The sequence below is a fragment of the Streptococcus pseudoporcinus LQ 940-04 genome (assembly GCF_000188035.1).
Classification (GTDB): Bacteria; Bacillota; Bacilli; order Lactobacillales; family Streptococcaceae; genus Streptococcus; species Streptococcus pseudoporcinus.
Genome location: NZ_AEUY02000005.1, coordinates 1759059 through 1777342, shown reverse-complemented (window position 1 = coordinate 1777342; position 18284 = coordinate 1759059). Strand labels below are relative to the sequence as shown.

Below are 18284 nucleotides of genomic sequence, written 5' to 3'. Positions count from 1 at the left end.
GAGTTTGTCATGATTAAAGATATGATTGAAAGAATAGAAGAACTTGCAGTCCTTCAAAAAGATTACCCCGTTTATAATTGTATGGGTGAATGTCATACTTATGGAGATCTGAAACGAGATTCTGATAGTATCGCAAACTATATTAACCAAATGCAGTTAGAGGTGGGCTCACCTGTTTTAGTATTTGGAGCGCAAACCTATGATATGATTGCAACCTTTGTTGCTTTAACAAAGGCAGGGCATGCTTACATCCCAGTTGATGTTCATTCTGCTCCAGAACGGGTGTCTGATATTATTGAAATTGGACAACCAAGTCTCATTATTGCTATTGAACCACTAAATATTGAACTTAAAGATCAAGAGCCTCCTGTTATTGATTTGGATGCTATTAATCAAGCCAAAGCTCAACAATCACCTTTTACCTTAACACATTCTGTCAAGGGAGATGATAACTATTACATTATCTTCACATCAGGAACGACAGGTAAGCCAAAAGGTGTTCAAATATCACATGATAATTTATTAAGCTTTACCAATTGGATGATTGAAGATCAAGAGTTTTCCACTCCTGAGCGTCCACAAATGTTGGCTCAGCCTCCCTATTCATTTGACTTATCAGTGATGTACTGGGCGCCGACTTTAGCCTTAGGGGGAACCTTGTATGCCTTGCCTAAAGAATTGGTTTCTGATTTTAAACAACTCTTTACGACCATTACAAATCTACCAGTAGGTATTTGGACATCGACACCATCTTTTGTTGATATGGCTATGCTAAGTGACGATTTCTGTCATGATAAAATGCCACAGTTAACCCATTTTTACTTTGACGGTGAAGAGTTGACTGTCTCAACAGCTAGAAAGTTAATGGAACGCTTCCCTAATGCTATTATTGTTAATGCCTATGGTCCTACCGAAGCAACAGTAGCGCTATCTGCCATCCGTATTACCAAAGAAATGGTAGCAGCTGGTTCACGTTTACCAATTGGTTATACTAAGCTAGACTCGCCTACCTATATCTTAGATGAAAATTTAAATGAAGTCGCAAATGGTGAGAGTGGTGAAATCATTGTTACGGGGCCGGCAGTGTCAAAAGGCTATCTTAACAATCCTGAAAAAACCAAAGAAGCCTTCTTCACCTATAAAGGTCAACCAGCCTATCATACCGGTGATCTAGGTTATTTTACCAAGGATAACATTCTCTGTTATGGTGGCAGATTAGATTTCCAAATTAAATATGGCGGCTACCGTATTGAGCTAGAGGACGTTTCACAGCAATTAAAACAGTCACCGTATGTAGATACAGCAGTTGCCGTTCCTCGTTACAATGCAGAGCATAAGGTACAAAATCTATTGGCTTTCGTTGTCCTCAAAGATGGTGTCCGTCAACAGTTTGAACGTGATATTGATGTCACAAAAGCTATCAAGGAATCTCTAAAAGATAGCATGATGTCTTATATGATGCCCTCTAAGTTCATCTATCGTCAAGGTTTGCCGATGACTCAAAATGGCAAGACAGATATTAAAACTTTGATAAACGAGGTGAACAATAGATGATGGGAGTACTTCAAAAGATTCCTTATTTAGATCCCTATTCAAATCCTATATATTTTGTTTATTTAATTTTAGCATTACTGCCTATTATTGTTGGTCTCTTTTATCGTAGACGCCTCCCTTTATATGAATTTTTAGTAACGGCAGCCTTTATTTTGATGATGTTTGGTCAGGACCATACAAGTCAGCTAAAAGCTTTTCTTATCTATGTTGTTTGGCAGACAGTTTGTGTTTTTAGTTACAAATGGTATAGAAAAAGAAATGACCATTTCATTGTTTTTGCGCTAACCTTACTATTAACCATCCTTCCTTTATTTTTTGTGAAATTGAGTCCTTTTAATATGGCTCATCCTAACCAGTCACTTTTTAGTTTTTTAGGGATATCCTATTTAACCTTCAAAAGTGTTGGTATGATAATGGAGATGCGAGACGGTATTTTAAAGGAATTTACTTTTCTTGAATTTTTACGCTTTCTAACCTTTTTACCAACTTTTTCAAGTGGACCAATTGATCGCTTTAGACGTTTTCAAGAGGATTACCAGAATCTTCCTGACAAAGAGCAATATTTGCAAATGATAAATAAGTCTGTTATGTATATCATGCTTGGCTTCCTTTATAAATTTATCATTTCTTATTATTTGGGGAGCGTTTCGTTGCCGATCGTAGAAACGAAAACGATTGCTACGGGTGGTCCATTCAATATTTATCTTATTTTGGTTATGTACCTCTATGGCTTAAATCTCTTCTTTGATTTTGCTGGCTACTCTATGTTTGCCATTGCCATCTCAAATATAATGGGGATTAAGACACCAGAAAACTTCCATCTGCCTTTCCTAGCTCCAAATTTAAAAGAATTTTGGAATAGGTGGCACATGACATTATCATTCTGGTTTAGGGACTTTGTTTTTATGAGGTTAGTTCATTTTCTCATTAAGCATAAAGTCTTTAAAAACCGTAATGTTACCTCTGGTTTCGCCTATTTAGTTAATATGACCATTATGGGATTCTGGCATGGATTTACGTGGTACTATGTTGCCTATGGTGTTTTTCATGGGCTTGGCCTTATTATAACCGATGCCTGGATTCGTAAGAAGAAAACCATTAATCGTAACCGTAAGCAAAAAGGTTTAGCACCACTATTTACAAGTAAAGCTTACCATTACCTATCGATTGCAGTAACTTTTCATATAGTAATGATTTCGTTACTATTATTCTCAGGATTTTTGGATCGTTTCTGGATCCACCCTATGCGTTATTAAAAAAGGAAAATGATTATGACTATTGAAGAAACTATTATTGATGCTTTTGATCGTCTTTTTATGGAAGATGTTTCAGATATGAAAGATGAAGATTTGTTTGATGCTGGCGTATTAGACAGTTTGGGAACAGTTGAACTCATTGTTGAATTAGAGTCACTCTTTAATATTAAGGTTCCCATATCAGAATTTGGACGGGAAGATTGGAATACCGTTTCAAAAATTGTTGAAGGTGTAAAGGAACTTCAAAATGCTTAAAAAATTAGCTTATATATTAGGGCCCCTAGTTGCGGCTTTAATGCTAGTTTTAGTTACCATATTTGCTTTTCCCAGTAGTTTACCCCATTCACTGATGGCTGAAAAAAGAAGTGCTGTTGCTATTACAAATAATAGTTTTAAAAACAGCTTAGTAAAGCGTCAAGCTTTAGATGATCCTAAACATCGTTTTGTTCCTTTTTTTGGTTCTAGTGAATGGAGTCGAATGGATAGTATGCATCCATCCATTATTGCTGAAAAGTACCAGCGAAGCTATCGTCCATATCTGTTAGGTAATCGTGGATCACAATCTTTGGTGCATTACTATGGTATGCAACAGATGATCAATAACCTTAAAAACAAAAAAGCAGTCTTTGTCATATCGCCACAGTGGTTTACACCTCAGGGAACTGATTCAGGTGCTATTCAAACTTACCTTTCAAAAACTCAGATATATGAATTTTTGCTACATGCAAACCAAGAAGAGACCGCCTACCGCTTTGCTGCTAAACGCATGTTGGAAATGAATCCTGATGTCGCAAAGGCCAAATTATTAAAGAAAATTAGTTTAGGGCAAGCACTGAGTTTCTGGGATAAATATACACTAAGACTACAGTATAATATCTCTTTAAGAGAAGAGTCACTTTTTTCATTTTTAGCTAAATCAGATACTTTTGATACTCGTATTATGCCACGTGTTAAAGGGCTTCCAAAGAAATTTTCTTATAATCACTTAACAGAGTTGGCTATTAAACGTGGGGAAGCAGCTACCAATAATAACGCCTTTGGAATTAAAAATAGTTTTTATAGTACACGGATTGCACCGGACCTTGCGAAATACCGGTCATTCCAGCGGAACAACGTCTATATTAACTCCCCAGAATACAATGATTTCCAACTAGTATTAACTGAATTTGCTAAACAAAATACAGACGTTCTCTTTATTATTCCGCCAGTTAATCAGCTCTGGGCTAAGTATACTGGACTTAGTCAGGATAAATATTTAGATGCAGTTCATAAAATAAAATATCAGTTAAACTCACAAGGTTTTAAGCAAATCGCCGACTTTTCAAATAAAGGTGGTGAGCCTTACTTTATGGAAGATACTATTCATATGGGCTGGAATGGTTGGTTAGCAGTTGATAAAATGGTACAACCCTTTTTAGAAGTAGAAAAACACACTAACCACTATAAAATGAATCCTTACTTTTATTCCAGAGAATGGGCGAAAAAACCTTTTGTAGCCAGTAAAGAAGATAAAAACACAAAAGTAACAAATACTCCCTAGTAATTTAAAATGGGCAAATGCCTAAGTCAAAAAGAAGCTAATCATTGTAAAAGCTTCCTTCTAATGGCTATATCAAAAACGAAACCTCGAGAGGACAACTGTCCCTCTCTTTTTATGTATATAGAACTTTAGTTACTTACTTAGAGAAATATAAAAAACCTAGAAAACCTGTTTGTTCAGGTTTCTAGGTTTTTTATTAATCAGTTACTTTAAAGTAAGGTGCTTTGCCTATTTCTGATAGAGTCTCTTAAGCTTAACTTCTTTTGAGATCTATTTAACAGATCCGCCTGTAATACCTTCAACGTAATATTTTTGCATGAAGATAAAGAGGAGAGTGATCGGTACTGCAATTAATACAGAGCCAGCAGCGAAAGCGCGGAACCAAGTATTAATAGTATCAACTTGTAGCATTGAGAAGAGTCCAATAGCAACGGTATATTTGCTTGTGGCATCACCTAGGATAACCTGGGCAAAGATAAAGTCAATCCAAGGTCCCATGAATGCTAAAAGAGCTGTGTAAACAATGATAGGTTTTGACAAGGGTAAAGTTATCTTAAAGAAGATATCCATCCTTGTAGCCCCATCAATCATTGCTGATTCATCTAAGGAATATGGAATGGTATCAAAGAATCCTTTAGCAATATAGAATCCTAAAGCTGCACCGGCTGAATAGACAAGTACAAGTGCGGTTAAGGTTTGTGTTAAACCTAGTGCCTTCAAGATATAGTAGACGGCAATCATGCTCATAAAGCCAGGAAACATATTAAGAACAAGCGCTAATTTAAGGAAACCATTGCGATGTTTGAATTTAATCCGGCTGAGGGAGTAGGCCATAGCCACTGTAATGAAGGTAGAAATGATACAGGTGGCTGAAGCGACCATAAAAGTATTAGCAAACCAACGACCAAAAGGAAATGACTCATTGGTAAATAACATGATGTAATTGTTTAAGGTGAAAGTTTTGGGAAGGAAGTAGTTAACGTAGGCTGTTCCTTCGCCACGAAAACTTGTTAGGACAACCCAAACAATTGGAAACAGCCATACAATAGCAAGTATTGTTAAGGTTGTGTAAACTAAACCAAGTTGGAATCGACGTTTATTTTTCATTATTTAACAGTTCCTTCCTTGTATGATGCCGTACGAGTATAAGCTAATAAACTGAAAATTGCAGATACAGCAAAGATTAAGATACCGATAACTGAGGCTAGATTGTAGTCAGCAGCGGTAACGGTCAGTTTGTAGAGCCATGTGACGAGAAGATCAGTTGTTCCAGCTTGATAATAATGTGAATTTGTTGGTCCGCCGCCCGTCAAGAGATAAATAACATTAAAGTTATTAATATTACCAATAAATTGTTGGATTAGATTTGGTGTCATAATTAAGAGAATCTGCGGGAAAGTGATGGATTTAAACACTTGGAATTTGCTTGCGCCATCAATTTCAGCAGCTTCAATTTGTTCGCTTGGTAGGTTCATAATAATACCAGTAGCGATCAACATGGTAAAGGGGATCCCAATCCACATGTTAACAAAAATAATTGAGAATTTTGCCCATAATGGATCAGATAAAAATGGTAAGGCATGTTTGATAAGCCCAAGTTTATAGAGTAAGGCATTTATTGGGCCTTCATCATTTAACAAATTACGCATAATCAATAATGAAATAAATTGTGGAACGGCGATAGTAATAACAAAAATTGTCCGCCACATTTTTTTCAATTTTAAGCCTTTGGTATTAATCAACAGGGCTAAAATAATACCGAAGAAGAAGTTAGTCACGGTAGCAAAAACAGCCCAAATCAGTGTCCATGAGAAGACAGGGAAAAAAGTACCTGCCATGCGACCACTTAAAATGTTACCGAAATTTGTAAAGCCAACCCAGTCAAAGAGTGATTTAGGTGGTAGGTGATTATGATCAAAGTTTGTGAATGCCAAACAGATCATATAAACCAGTGGTAAAATGGTAAAAAGAAGGATCCCAATCAATGGCACAGCCATTAGGGTCATGTGAAAACGACCATTGGCTAATGTGAGAAAATCTTCTTTGAATGTAGGGATCTTCTCGCCTTGACTTTTAAGAAGATAGAGGTTTCTAGCACTTTTGAGGTTACACCAATAGATGTAAGCAAAGACTAAGCAGAAAATGATTGCTGCTAACCCAAAGATAAGCATTAGCATGGAATTATCGCCCTCTACGGCAACTTGCAATTTAATCCCATCAATGGTTTTAGTAACCATACCCTGGGTTTGAGTTCCTAAGGTGATAATACCTTTAAAAGCCGGAATGATTTGGCTGACAAAGGCAATTAGAAAAACAATTTCACTTATTAAAAAGAGTAAACCTTTAATGATTTGTTTATTGGCAAGATTGGCAAACCCCATAATCAATGCAGATAGCTTAATATCCCAACTACCTTTTTTTAATGCGTCAGTCACACTGACCTCTGGTACCAAGCTTTTTTGTATCATAAATATTCTCCTTTGTATAGGATAGTTTTGCTAACATAGCTAAATGTTACGTAAACCTTTAAATCACTTAAAAGTTTACGTAGCATGCAGCTAAGCATTTAAATAAAAAACAAGTAGGAGTGGTCTAAATCCCTATAAGTACTGAGACCTAGATCCACTCCCTATTGGAGAAGACAACCGAGTAATCTGATGATTAACAACTCCTGAACTTGTTTGTGGTGTTCAACAATTATTATTTTGTTGTAGCGATATCTTTATCAAATTGTTGTAATTTTGCGAGGAAGTCACCTTCTTTGATTTTGCCGTTATAAGCATCGCTAAGGATAGCTGCACTTTCTGTCCAGAAAGTACTCATTTGGCTAACTTTTGGCATAACCACTGTGTAATCAGAAGATGAACCCATTGTAATAACTGTTTTTGCAAGTTCATTGGATTGGACTTCTTGAGAAGATTGGACTTCTTTGTTTGAAGGAACGATATTACGTGTTTTAAATTGATTTTTTTGGCTTTCAGCGTTAGTTAGGTATGAAGCAAGTTTGTAGCTTGCTGCGATACGTTTTGTATCACCTTTAGCTGGGGCTTGGTTAACTGCATAAAGTTTAACACCAAGGAAGGCTTTTTGTTGAACTTCTTGACCACCAATGGTTACTTTAGGATAGGCAGCAACAGCGAGCTTGTCTTTACCGATAGCTCCTTGAGCAGCTGCATAGTCCCATGGCCCTGATTCAAATGAAGCAACTGAGCCATCACCAAACTTAGACATGGTATTATTAGCATCTAAGCTAACAAATCCTTTATTATTTTTTTGGTCAGCAATCCATTTAAGAACAGCAACACCTTTATCATTACCCCAGTTTGTTCCTTTAACATCTTCACCGTTTTGACCAAATAAGGTGTCGCCTACGGACATAAATAAAGGACCAGTAGCATAGGAATTAGCTTGTTTAAAGTTTCCACCAAAAGTAGCTTTTGACGTGATTGATTCATATGATTTAACATCTTCAGCACTTAATTTTTCTTTATTGTAGAAAAGGACTTGTGATTCAATCCCAAATGGGAAACCGTAAGTTTTGCCTTTATATTGAGCACCAGCAATGGCTTGTTCTGTGTCATTTTTAGTAATATCTTTTGTATATTTGGCAGGAACTTCTTGAATAGTACCAGATTCAACAAGTTGTCCTAATTGATCATGAGGAAGGGAGAATACATCAGCAGCAGTACTGGCATCTTTTTTAATTTTTTCTTGTGCTTTTGGATCTTCAGATTCGACAACTTTTACTTTATAGCCAGAATCTTTTTCAAATTTAGCAACAGTATCAGCATAAGATTTCTTAGATCCAGTTGGAATCCATAATTTGATTGTTTTTGAGTCTGATGAAGCAGATTCTTTCTTATCGTTTGAACCTGACGAGCAACCTACCAAAAGAGTACTTGCAAGTGTTAAGCTTGCTCCGCTGACGATAATTTTTTGCCATGATTTCATAGCCATTTCCTCCTAAGAAATATTTTATAAGTCTATTATGCAACCGTTTGCAGTTTCTGTCAATAGTTTTTTTGATTTTTTTCAAAAAAATATCAAAAAAATAGATTTGTTAAAACTTTTAGGGAGGATTTGATTTTTCTAAGGATAATTGTATAATGGAAAAAAACACAGTAGAATAAGAACAAGTGTTCTTATATATGAGAGGTATGAATGGTAACAATAAAAGATGTTGCACACAAGGCAGGAGTAAACCCATCAACTGTGAGTCGGGTTTTAAAAGATAATAAATCTATCTCTGAGAAAACAAAGGAGAAAGTTCGAAAAGCGATGCAAGAATTGGGTTATGTTCCAAACCTTGCGGCGCAAATATTAGCCAGTGGCTTAACGCATAACATTGGTTTGGTCTTTCCCCCAATAACCTTTACTGATCGGTTGTCAGAGCCTTTTTTCATGCAAATACTATCAACGATTACTAATGAAGCAAAGAAATATCACTTTACCATTTCTATCGCAACTGGTAATTCAGTCGAAGCCCTTGAAGAACAAGTTAAATTGATGCACCTTCAAAAGAGGGTTGATGGTTTTATTATCTTATATTCTGAGTTAAATGATCCTGTTCGCCACTATTTAATGGCTAATAAAATCCCCTTTGTAATTGTCGGAGCACCTGAAGGTGATGAAAATAATATCACTTATATAGATAATGATAATCAGTTAATGGCCAAAACAGCAATTAATTATTTACATAATAACGGTCATAAACGCATTTTATTTATCACAGATGATCTCCAATCAGAAGTCGCATCTGAGCGCTATATTGGGTACCTTAAGGGCTGTATGAAATTACATTTGGAATCAAAACCAATGTTGCTTTTTGACCGTAGTGATCCAATAAGTGTCGAAGAACTCACCGAAACTATTTTTGATTTTGGAGCAACTGCTTTGATTGTCATAGGTGATGTTTTAAGTGTCCGAATGATCCAATTACTTTCATACCATGGCCTGAAAGTTCCAGATGATATTTCCATCATTACCTTTAACAATTCAACTTATTGTAAGTTGGTTCATCCTTACTTAACAACATTTGATATTAATGTTGAGAATTTGGGAATCACAAGTTTTAAGCAGTTGATGGATATTATCAGTTCAAAAGAACAGTCACTTAGTCAAAAAATTTTTGTGCCCTTTACACTCAAGATTAGAGAGAGTGTTCGTAATTTAAAAAACAGTAAGAAAAGCAGTATTTGAAAAAATATTGTTTTTTTATTGACTTACGCAAACGCTTGCGTTATAATCTCATCATAGTCACTATTATGAGAGGTATTAGAATGAATAAACGTGCAAGTGGAGTCCTCATGCATATCAGCTCCTTACCAGGTCAATTTGGAATTGGTACATTTGGTAAATCTGCTTATGATTTCGTTGATTTTTTAAAAGAGACCAAGCAAAGGTACTGGCAAATTTTGCCCTTAACAACAACCAGTTTTGGAGATTCTCCTTACCAGTCGTTTTCAGCTGTTGCTGGTAATACCCATTTTATTGATTTTGATCTCTTAGTTGAAGCAGGTTATTTGAAAGAATCAGATTTTACAGGCGTTTTCTTTGGATCTGATCCTGAGTCCGTTGATTACGCTACCATTTTCTCAGCAAGGCGTCCTATTTTAGAAAAAGCCGTTGCCAATTTTTTAGCGTCAGCCGATGGGAAAAAAGAGTTAGAAACTTTTGTACAAAGTGCAAGTTGGCTAGCAGACTATTCAGATTTTATGGCCATTAAAGAACATTTTAGCAATAAAGCTCTACAAGACTGGCCTGATGTGGCTATTGTCAAACGTGATCAGAAAGTGTTGGCTTCTTATCAAGAGAAGTTAGCGGACCTTATCAATTACCATAAAGTTTGTCAATATTTCTTTTTCAAGCAATGGTTTGCATTGAAAGAATATGCTAATCAAAAGGGGATCCAAATTATTGGTGATATGCCTATTTATATATCCGCTGATAGTGTTGAAGTTTGGACAATGCCTGAATTATTTAAGGTGGACCAAGACAAAAAACCACTCTATATAGCAGGAGTTCCAGCAGATGGCTTTAGTGAAGATGGCCAGCTTTGGGGCAATCCCATATATGATTGGAATAATCATCTCAAAACAGATTTTGCTTGGTGGATTTTCCGTATTCAAGAAAGTTGCCGAATGTATGATCTTGTTCGTATTGATCATTTTAAAGGCTTCTCTGACTTTTGGGAAATTCCTGGCGGAGATAAGACTGCTAAAAATGGCCACTGGGCTTCAGCACCAGGCTTTGAACTATTTGAAGCCGTGAAAAATGCGCTAGGGGAACTTCCAATTATTGCTGAGAACTTGGGCTACATTGATGCTCGAGCAGAGAAACTATTAGCAGCTACCGGCTTCCCTGGCATGAAAATACTAGAATTTGGTCTTTATGATGAAACAAGTCAAAGTTTTGACTTACCCCATCATTACGATAGGAACAATATTGCCTATACTGGAACTCATGATAATGAAGTTATCAATGGCTGGTATGAAAACTTGACTGTTAAGCAAGCACGATTTGTCAATGCTTATCTTGCTAAATCTGATCAGGAACCTATTACTAAGGCTATGTTACGTACCATCTTTGCATCAGTCTGTGATTACGCCATCCTTTGTATGCAAGATTTATTAGATAAGCCTGCTGAGAGCAGAATGAATATGCCAAATACTGTCGGTGGCAATTGGCAGTGGCGCATGCTGGCAGATGACTTAACTGATGACCATAAAACTTACTTAACCCAACTAACAGAACGTTATGGTCGAGCGAATACACACTAAAATTTTTGAAAAGAGGTAAAAATGTCAACTTTCACAACTTACACTGAGAATCGTCTTGGAAAACCATTATCCCAAGCAAAAAATGAAGACATTTATCTGTCACTACTCCATTATGTCAAAGAGGCCGCTGCTCATAAAGCTAAGAATACTGCAAAGCGTAAGGTTTATTATATCTCGGCAGAATTTCTTATTGGTAAATTATTATCAAACAACCTCATTAACTTGGGTATTTATAAAGAAATCAAGGAAGAATTAGCTAAGGCTGGCAAATCCATGGCTGAAGTAGAAGACGTGGAATTAGAACCATCTTTAGGGAATGGTGGTTTGGGACGTTTAGCCTCATGTTTCATTGATTCTATCTCAAGTTTAGGAATCAATGGTGAAGGGGTTGGTCTCAATTATCACTGTGGACTCTTTAAGCAAGTTTTTAAACATAATGAACAGGAAGCAGAACCTAACTATTGGATTGAAGACCAATCATGGTTGGTTCCAACAAATATTTCCTACGATATTCCGTTCAAAAATTTCACACTGAAATCTCGTTTAGATCGCATTGATGTTCTGGGTTACCAATGTGAAACAAAAAATTATTTAAACTTGTTTGACATTGAAGGCGTTGACTACGGCTTAATTAAAGACGGCATTTCATTTGATAAAACTGAGATTGAAAAGAATTTAACGCTATTCTTGTATCCAGATGATTCTGACCGCAATGGCGAGTTACTTCGTATTTACCAACAATATTTCATGGTGTCAAATGCGGCCCAACTCCTAATTGATGAAGCAATTGAACGTGGTTCAAACTTACATGATTTGGCAGACTACGCTTACGTTCAAATCAATGATACTCACCCGTCAATGGTTATTCCAGAATTGATTCGTTTATTAACTGAAAAGCATGGTTTTGATTTTGCCGAGGCAGTGTCAATTGTTAAGAAAATGGTTGGGTATACAAATCATACTATCTTAGCAGAAGCTCTTGAAAAATGGCCGTTAGACTATTTGAATGAAGTTGTTCCTCATTTAGTTGTTATTATTGAAAAATTACATGATTTGATTGCGAAACAAGTCGCTGATAAATCTGTTCAGATCATTGATGAATCTGGTCGTGTTCATATGGCACACATGGATATTCATTTTGCAACGAGTGTCAACGGAGTAGCAGCCCTTCATACCGAAATCTTGAAGACCAGTGAATTAAAAGCGTTCTATGACCTTTATCCTGAAAAATTTAATAATAAGACTAATGGGATAACATTCCGTCGTTGGTTAGAATTTGCTAATCAAGACTTAGCTGATTATATTAAAGAACTTATCGGTGATGATTATCTTACAGATAGTTCAAAATTGGAGAAATTGTTAGCCTTCGCTGATGACAAAACAGTTCATGCCAAATTGGCAGAAATCAAACATCAGAACAAACTATCCTTGAAACGTTACCTGAAAGATAATAAAGGGATTGAGTTGGATGAAAATTCAATTATTGATACACAAATCAAACGTTTCCATGAATATAAACGTCAACAAATGAATGCCCTTTATGTTATTCACAAATACCTAGACATTAAAAAAGGCAATCTTCCAAAACGTAAGATTACGGTTATCTTTGGTGGTAAAGCAGCACCTGCCTATATCATTGCCCAAGATATCATCCACTTAATTCTTTGCCTATCAGAATTAATTAATAATGATCCAGAGGTTAGTCCTTATCTTAATGTTCACCTGGTTGAAAATTACAATGTGACAGTAGCAGAACATTTAATTCCAGCAAGTGATATTTCTGAGCAGATTTCTTTAGCCTCAAAAGAAGCATCTGGAACCGGTAATATGAAATTTATGCTTAACGGTGCTTTAACCTTAGGAACGATGGATGGAGCTAATGTTGAAATTGCAGAATTAGCAGGAATGGATAATATCTATACTTTTGGTAAAGATTCAGATACAATTATTAACTTGTATGCTGACGGTGGCTATGTTTCAAAACACTATTATGATAGTCACCCAGAAATCAAGGATGCCGTTAACTTTATTATTAGTCCAAAATTGCTTGAACTAGGAAATGAGTCTAGACTTGAACGTCTTTACAAAGAACTTATCAATAAAGACTGGTTCATGACCCTGATTGATTTGGCAGAATACATTGATGTAAAAGAAAAAATGTTAGCTGATTACGAGAATCAGGAATTGTGGATGACTAAAGTTGTAAATAATATTGCTAAAGCAGGTTTCTTCTCTTCAGATAGAACGATTGAGCAATATAATCAAGAAATCTGGCATTCAAATTAGTTTCATACCTAAAAACCTCAGTTGTATAGGACTGAGGTTTTCTTATTATGTTTAAAATGAAATGGGATGCTCACTGGTCAAGAGTTAAGAGATTAAAAGGCGGTGAATTTTAATCTCTTGCTCAGCATAGTTTTCTTGTAACTCTTGAACGATTTCTTGGTATAGCTGCGCAATGGCTTGTCTTTTTTCAGGAAATTCATGTCCAATATAATGGAATTGGCACTCAATCGTTAAGAAAAGTTCATGAAAGAGTGTATTTACACGGTCTAATTTATCTAACAATGCTTGATTGTCTTTGATAAATCTTGGAATGGCATTATCCTGGTCAAGCTGTGCATTAAGAACAGTAAGGGGATAAGTGCCATATTCAAGACAAAGTTCGTAGGACATAAGGTCTCCTTTTTACTAACTATTGATGTAGCCCCATTCTGTCATATTTCAATTTTGGAGTCAATTATTTCGACTTTTGTGAACTATTGAGCAAGCTTATTTTTTGCGTCTCATCCTTTACTGACGGTATAATAGTGTGTAAAACTTTTGATAACATAGGAGATATCATGTCAGAAAAAATTAGAGTCTTACTCTACTACAAATATGTTGCTATTGAAAATGCACAGGAATATGCTGCGGAACATTTAGCTTTTTGTAAATCAATTGGCTTAAAAGGTCGGATCTTAATCGCTGATGAAGGCATTAACGGCACTGTTTCTGGAGATTATGAGACTACTCAGAAATATATGGATTGGGTTCATAGTGACGAACGCTTTTCCGACTTATGGTTTAAAATGGATGAAGAAGACGAGCAAGCCTTTAAAAAAATGTTTGTTCGTTACAAAAAAGAAATTGTTCACCTTGGCTTAGAAGACAACGAGTTTGATGAAGATGTCAATCCTTTAGAATTAACTGGTGAGTATTTGAATCCTAAGCAATTTAAAGAAGCCCTCTTAGATGAAAATACCGTTGTATTAGATACGCGTAACGACTACGAATATGATTTAGGGCATTTCCGTGGAGCAATTCGCCCAGATATTCGTAATTTCCGTGACTTACCTCAGTGGGTTCGAGATAATAAGGACAAGTTCATGGAAAAACGGGTTGTTGTCTACTGTACAGGTGGTGTTCGTTGTGAAAAATTCTCTGGTTGGATGGTTCGTGAAGGCTTCAAAGATGTCGGTCAGTTACATGGTGGAATTGCAACCTACGGTAAAGATCCAGAAGTTCAAGGTGAGCTTTGGGATGGGGCAATGTATGTTTTTGATGAACGTATTGCAGTGCCGATTAATCATGTCAATCCAACAGTAATTGCAAGAGATTATTTCGATGATGCACCCTGTGAACGTTATGTTAATTGTGCTAACCCTTTCTGTAACAAGCAAATTTTTGCTTCAGAGGCTAATGAAGCCAAATATGTCCGTGGGTGTTCGCCAGAATGTCGAGCTCATGAACGGAATCGCTATGTCGCCGAAAATGGGCTAAGCCGTCAAGAATGGGCTAGCCGTTTAGAAGCAATTGGTGAGCATTTGCCAGAGCTAGAAACAGTTTAGCCGTAAAGAAGAGATTCTGTTTGAGTCTCTTCTTTATAGTTTAGGAGGAGATTAAAAGCTGTAAAGGAAGCTATTTTCCCTTCTAGTAGCCCCCCTGACCCTGGTATTCATAGTCTAGAAATCAAAAAAATCTAAGCCAGTGCTTAGATTTTTTTGATTTAGCGAGCAACACGTCTACGTGCTGCTTTTTTACGATTTTCTTCTACAAATGCTTCTTTTTCTTCCTCAGGTTCGATAATTGTTTTTTTGACTGCAAAGACCGCACCTGCAACAGTTGCGGCAGTAGCCAGGACACCAGTTGCTAAACCTTTAGCGAATTGATAATTCTTAGACATAACTATTTTCCCTTTCTATAAGGCGTGAATTCTGTTCAATTTAAGACTTATGTTATAATATATGTTAACGAATTTTCCTCTAAATATCAAGAAAAAGGTATTTTTTTGAGAGAATAAAACAAGAAAGAAGATTATGTCAAATAAAGAAAAAATCCTTGTCATCGTTGGCCCAACAGCAGTTGGAAAAACAGCGCTGGGCATAAGGTTAGCACAATTGTTTAATGGTGAAATTATTTCAGGTGATAGTCAACAGGTTTATTGTCATTTGGATATTGGAACAGCAAAAGCGACTCCAGCAGAACAAGAAGCAGCCCCTCACCACCTCATTAATATTCGAGAGGTCACTGATACTTATTCTGCCTTTGATTTTGTCAAAGATGCCAAAGAAGCGATCAATAGGATTTTAGCAAAGGGAAAACTTCCGATCATTGTAGGAGGGACTGGGCTTTACTTACAAAGTTTACTGGAGGGATACCATCTAGGTGGAAATCTTGACCAGGAAGCTCTTTTAAGCTACCGTAAGGATTTAGAAACTTTGGAAACGAAAGAAATCTTCGCCATGGTAGAAAAGGAGGGATTAATTATTCCTGAATTGAACCGTAGACGTGCTATCAGGGCCTTAGAATTACAGCGCTTTGGTCAGGACTTAAGCAATCAGGTTTTTCCCTATCAAAGTATGATTATTGGATTAAATGATGAACGAGAGCTTATCTATGATAGAATCAATCAAAGAGTTGATAGGATGTTGGCTTCTGGGCTATTAGAGGAAGCCAAGTGGCTCTTTGATCATTACCCGACTGCACAAGCAAGTAGAGCCATTGGTTATAAAGAATTATTCCCCTACTTTAGGGGCGAAGAGACCTTAGAAGAAGCAAGTGCTCATTTAAAGCAGAATACGCGACGATTTGCCAAAAGGCAGTTAACTTGGTTTCGAAACAGAATGGCGGTAGACTTCTATCCCATTTCTGCTAGTGACTACCCTTTGGCTATTGAGCAGAAAGTGACCGCCTTTTTAGAAGATTAAGGCTCATAACCACTGCATTTAATGTTGCAAGTAGTGGGACTTTTTATGGTATAATAAAGGTTACGAAATTTGGAGGGTTAGCCTATGGTGATGACAGAGACAAAAGTTGAGCAAGAAAGAGTAATCCTAGTAGGTGTTATCTTACAGACTACAGAAAATAGTGATATGTCCATGGAAGAACTAGCTAGTCTAGCCCAAACAGCAGGTGCTAAGGTTCTTAACTCTTATGTCCAAAAAAGAGAAAAATATGATAGTAAAACCTTTATTGGTTCCGGCAAACTTGAGGAGATCAGACTGATGATTGATGCTGACGCCATTGATACTGTCATTGTCAATAATCGGCTAACGCCCAGACAAAATGCAAATTTAGAAGCAATACTAGGAGTTAAAGTTATTGACCGTATGCAGTTAATTTTAGATATATTTGCCATGCGTGCGCGTAGTCACGAAGGCAAATTACAGGTTCACTTAGCACAACTGAAATACATGTTACCTCGATTAGTCGGACAAGGGATTATGCTCAGTCGCCAAGCAGGTGGTATTGGCAGTCGTGGACCAGGTGAAAGTCAACTAGAGCTGAATCGTCGTTCAATTAGGCATCAGATTTCTGATATTGAGAGACAACTTGCTATTGTTGAAAAAAATCGTCAAACGATTCGTGAACGAAGAGTACAATCTGACACTTTTAAAATTGGTTTGATTGGTTATACCAATGCTGGTAAGTCAACAATTATGAATGTCTTGACTGATGATGGTCAATATGAAGCTAATGAGCTCTTTGCGACCTTGGACGCTACGACAAAGCAAATTTACATACAAAATCAATTTAGAGCAACCTTAACAGACACCGTTGGATTCATTCAAGATTTACCAACAGAATTAGTGGCGGCTTTTAAATCAACCTTAGAAGAGAGTCGTTATGTAGACTTACTCTTGCATGTTGTTGATGCCAGTGATCCAAATCATTCTGAACAGGAAAAGGTCGTTCTAGCTATTTTGAAAGACTTAGAGATGCTCGATATCCCTCGTCTTGTTATCTACAATAAAATGGATCAAGCGGATCATCTCACTGCGACAGCATTTCCAAACGTAAGATTATCAGCCAAGGATCCTGAAAGTAGATTGCTATTGAGACGGATTATTAGTGATCATATTCGGGACTTATATCAACCCTTTACGCTTAAAGTGCATCAAGAAAAGGCTTATAAATTGTATGATTTAAATAAAATTGCGCTACTAGACCCTTATCATTTTGAAGAGGAAGTTGAAGAGATTTCAGGATATATTAACCCTAAACATAAATGGAGATTAGAAGAATTTTATGATTGATTATGTTGCACTTGCTATGAAACTGGGTGGTTTTACAGAACTTGACAGAGCTTACTTAGAGACAATTTTGAAGCCTTTAAGCCATGACCAAAAATTAAAAGTTATCACACCACCACCAAGTGTCATTAATGCCTATTTTGCTGAGATTTATCAAAAACAATCTCCAAAGGCAGCAACTGATTACTTTTTTGAACTTAGTGAGGCTTTTGAGCTTTTTCAAAAGCAACCAAGCTTCTTAGAAGAAAAACCGTTTGTACGTTTAAATCTTTCAGGACGTTCTTTTGGTTTGACTTTTGAGAATGCTAAAGAAGTAGCGCTTGTTTTTTCAGAAGGTATCCAAGCTATATCTGATGCCCTCTTATTTGAGCTTGCTCAAATTTTCCCCCACTATGTGGTTTTTCTTGAAGCGGGTATGATTAAAATGCAACCAAGGCCTTTTCCATTTGAGAATGCCAAGGAGATCGATTTAGAAGGTGCCCTCTTGACTAAAGGCACTCAATCTGGTCAGCTTATCCTTTTATCAGGCTATAATGCCCAAGAAGTCGTCGCTCTTAGTCAGCAATATCAGGGGAACAAATATTATGCATTCCAGCAAAAAGAATGCCAAATTTATATCAATCAAGAGAAAGTATAGGAC

The 18284-nt window shown here is 36.6% G+C and carries 16 protein-coding genes; 11 read left to right on the top strand and 5 right to left on the bottom strand.

The genetic code is table 11. The features are described 5' to 3' along the window. The first annotated feature begins 9 nt into the window (after positions 1–9). Genes dltA through dltD form a run of 4 tightly spaced genes read left to right on the top strand, consistent with a single transcriptional unit; the run spans position 10 to position 4350 of the window. A complete protein-coding gene (gene dltA, locus STRPS_RS10025) occupies positions 10–1554 on the top strand; it encodes a D-alanine--poly(phosphoribitol) ligase subunit DltA (protein ID WP_007895122.1) in 1545 nt (514 codons plus the stop codon). Further along, positions 1551–2810: a D-alanyl-lipoteichoic acid biosynthesis protein DltB gene (gene dltB, locus STRPS_RS10020; protein WP_007895143.1), complete on the top strand. Its 1260-nt coding sequence runs from the start codon at positions 1551–1553 to the stop codon at positions 2808–2810. Before dltA ends, dltB begins: the two co-directional genes overlap by 4 nt. Before the next feature lie 15 nt (positions 2811–2825). Beyond that, entirely contained in the window at positions 2826–3065 is a 240-nt protein-coding gene (dltC, locus tag STRPS_RS10015) for a D-alanine--poly(phosphoribitol) ligase subunit DltC (RefSeq protein WP_003084403.1), read from the top strand. Further along, the gene (gene dltD, locus STRPS_RS10010) at positions 3058–4350 is read left to right on the top strand and encodes a D-alanyl-lipoteichoic acid biosynthesis protein DltD (protein WP_007895094.1); all 1293 of its coding nucleotides are present in this window, start codon (positions 3058–3060) and stop codon (positions 4348–4350) included. The genes dltC and dltD overlap by 8 nt, the downstream gene beginning before the upstream one ends. Positions 4351–4620: 270 nt before the next feature. Here the strand turns inward: dltD and STRPS_RS10005 are convergent, their stop codons facing one another. From STRPS_RS10005 to STRPS_RS09995, 3 genes are all read right to left on the bottom strand, one after another. Then, the gene (locus tag STRPS_RS10005; RefSeq protein WP_007893334.1) at positions 4621–5457 is read right to left on the bottom strand and encodes a sugar ABC transporter permease; all 837 of its coding nucleotides are present in this window, start codon (positions 5455–5457) and stop codon (positions 4621–4623) included. Then, the gene (locus STRPS_RS10000) at positions 5457–6818 is read right to left on the bottom strand and encodes a carbohydrate ABC transporter permease (protein WP_007893216.1); all 1362 of its coding nucleotides are present in this window, start codon (positions 6816–6818) and stop codon (positions 5457–5459) included. The genes STRPS_RS10005 and STRPS_RS10000 overlap by 1 nt, the downstream gene beginning before the upstream one ends. 232 nt (positions 6819–7050) lie before the next feature. Beyond that, entirely contained in the window at positions 7051–8301 is a 1251-nt protein-coding gene (locus STRPS_RS09995) for an extracellular solute-binding protein (RefSeq protein ID WP_007893113.1), read from the bottom strand. A gap of 210 nt (positions 8302–8511) precedes the next feature. Between STRPS_RS09995 and STRPS_RS09990 the strand changes: the two genes are divergently transcribed. The 3 genes from STRPS_RS09990 to glgP all read left to right on the top strand — a co-directional run bounded on the left by STRPS_RS09990 (position 8512) and on the right by glgP (position 13415). Next, positions 8512–9549 (top strand): LacI family DNA-binding transcriptional regulator, encoded by a 1038-nt coding sequence (locus STRPS_RS09990; protein WP_007893407.1) that lies wholly within the window; start codon positions 8512–8514, stop codon positions 9547–9549. Positions 9550–9629: 80 nt separating this feature from the next. Continuing rightward, a complete protein-coding gene (malQ, locus tag STRPS_RS09985; protein WP_007893120.1) occupies positions 9630–11129 on the top strand; it encodes a 4-alpha-glucanotransferase in 1500 nt (499 codons plus the stop codon). Between the two features lie 21 nt (positions 11130–11150). Continuing rightward, complete coding sequence (gene glgP / locus STRPS_RS09980) at positions 11151–13415, top strand: glycogen/starch/alpha-glucan family phosphorylase (protein WP_007893001.1); 2265 nt, start codon at positions 11151–11153, stop codon at positions 13413–13415. Between the two features lie 84 nt (positions 13416–13499). On the opposite strand, the gene STRPS_RS09975 is transcribed toward glgP, so the two are convergent. Further along, positions 13500–13805: a hypothetical protein gene (locus tag STRPS_RS09975; protein ID WP_007893225.1), complete on the bottom strand. Its 306-nt coding sequence runs from the start codon at positions 13803–13805 to the stop codon at positions 13500–13502. Between the two features lie 167 nt (positions 13806–13972). Here STRPS_RS09975 and trhO point away from each other — a divergent pair, with 167 nt between their 5' ends. After that, on the top strand, positions 13973–14959 hold the full coding sequence (trhO, locus tag STRPS_RS09970) for an oxygen-dependent tRNA uridine(34) hydroxylase TrhO (RefSeq protein WP_007893342.1): 987 nt from the start codon (positions 13973–13975) through the stop codon (positions 14957–14959). 158 nt (positions 14960–15117) lie between these two features. Here trhO and STRPS_RS10520 read toward each other — a convergent pair whose 3' ends face one another. Beyond that, positions 15118–15294, bottom strand: a complete 177-nt coding sequence (locus tag STRPS_RS10520) for a DUF3042 family protein (RefSeq protein WP_007893139.1) — start codon at positions 15292–15294, stop codon at positions 15118–15120. 133 nt (positions 15295–15427) lie between these two features. Between STRPS_RS10520 and miaA the strand changes: the two genes are divergently transcribed. The 3 genes from miaA to STRPS_RS09955 all read left to right on the top strand — a co-directional run bounded on the left by miaA (position 15428) and on the right by STRPS_RS09955 (position 18281). Further along, positions 15428–16318 carry a tRNA (adenosine(37)-N6)-dimethylallyltransferase MiaA gene (gene miaA / locus STRPS_RS09965; RefSeq protein WP_007893294.1) on the top strand — a complete coding sequence of 297 codons (891 nt, stop codon included), beginning with the start codon at positions 15428–15430 and terminating at the stop codon, positions 16316–16318. 90 nt (positions 16319–16408) lie between these two features. Further along, positions 16409–17647, top strand: coding sequence for a GTPase HflX (gene hflX, locus STRPS_RS09960; protein ID WP_100068856.1), 1239 nt, complete (start codon positions 16409–16411; stop codon positions 17645–17647). Then, the gene (locus STRPS_RS09955) at positions 17640–18281 is read left to right on the top strand and encodes a hypothetical protein (protein WP_007893401.1); all 642 of its coding nucleotides are present in this window, start codon (positions 17640–17642) and stop codon (positions 18279–18281) included. Before hflX ends, STRPS_RS09955 begins: the two co-directional genes overlap by 8 nt. The last annotated feature ends 3 nt before the right edge of the window (positions 18282–18284 follow it).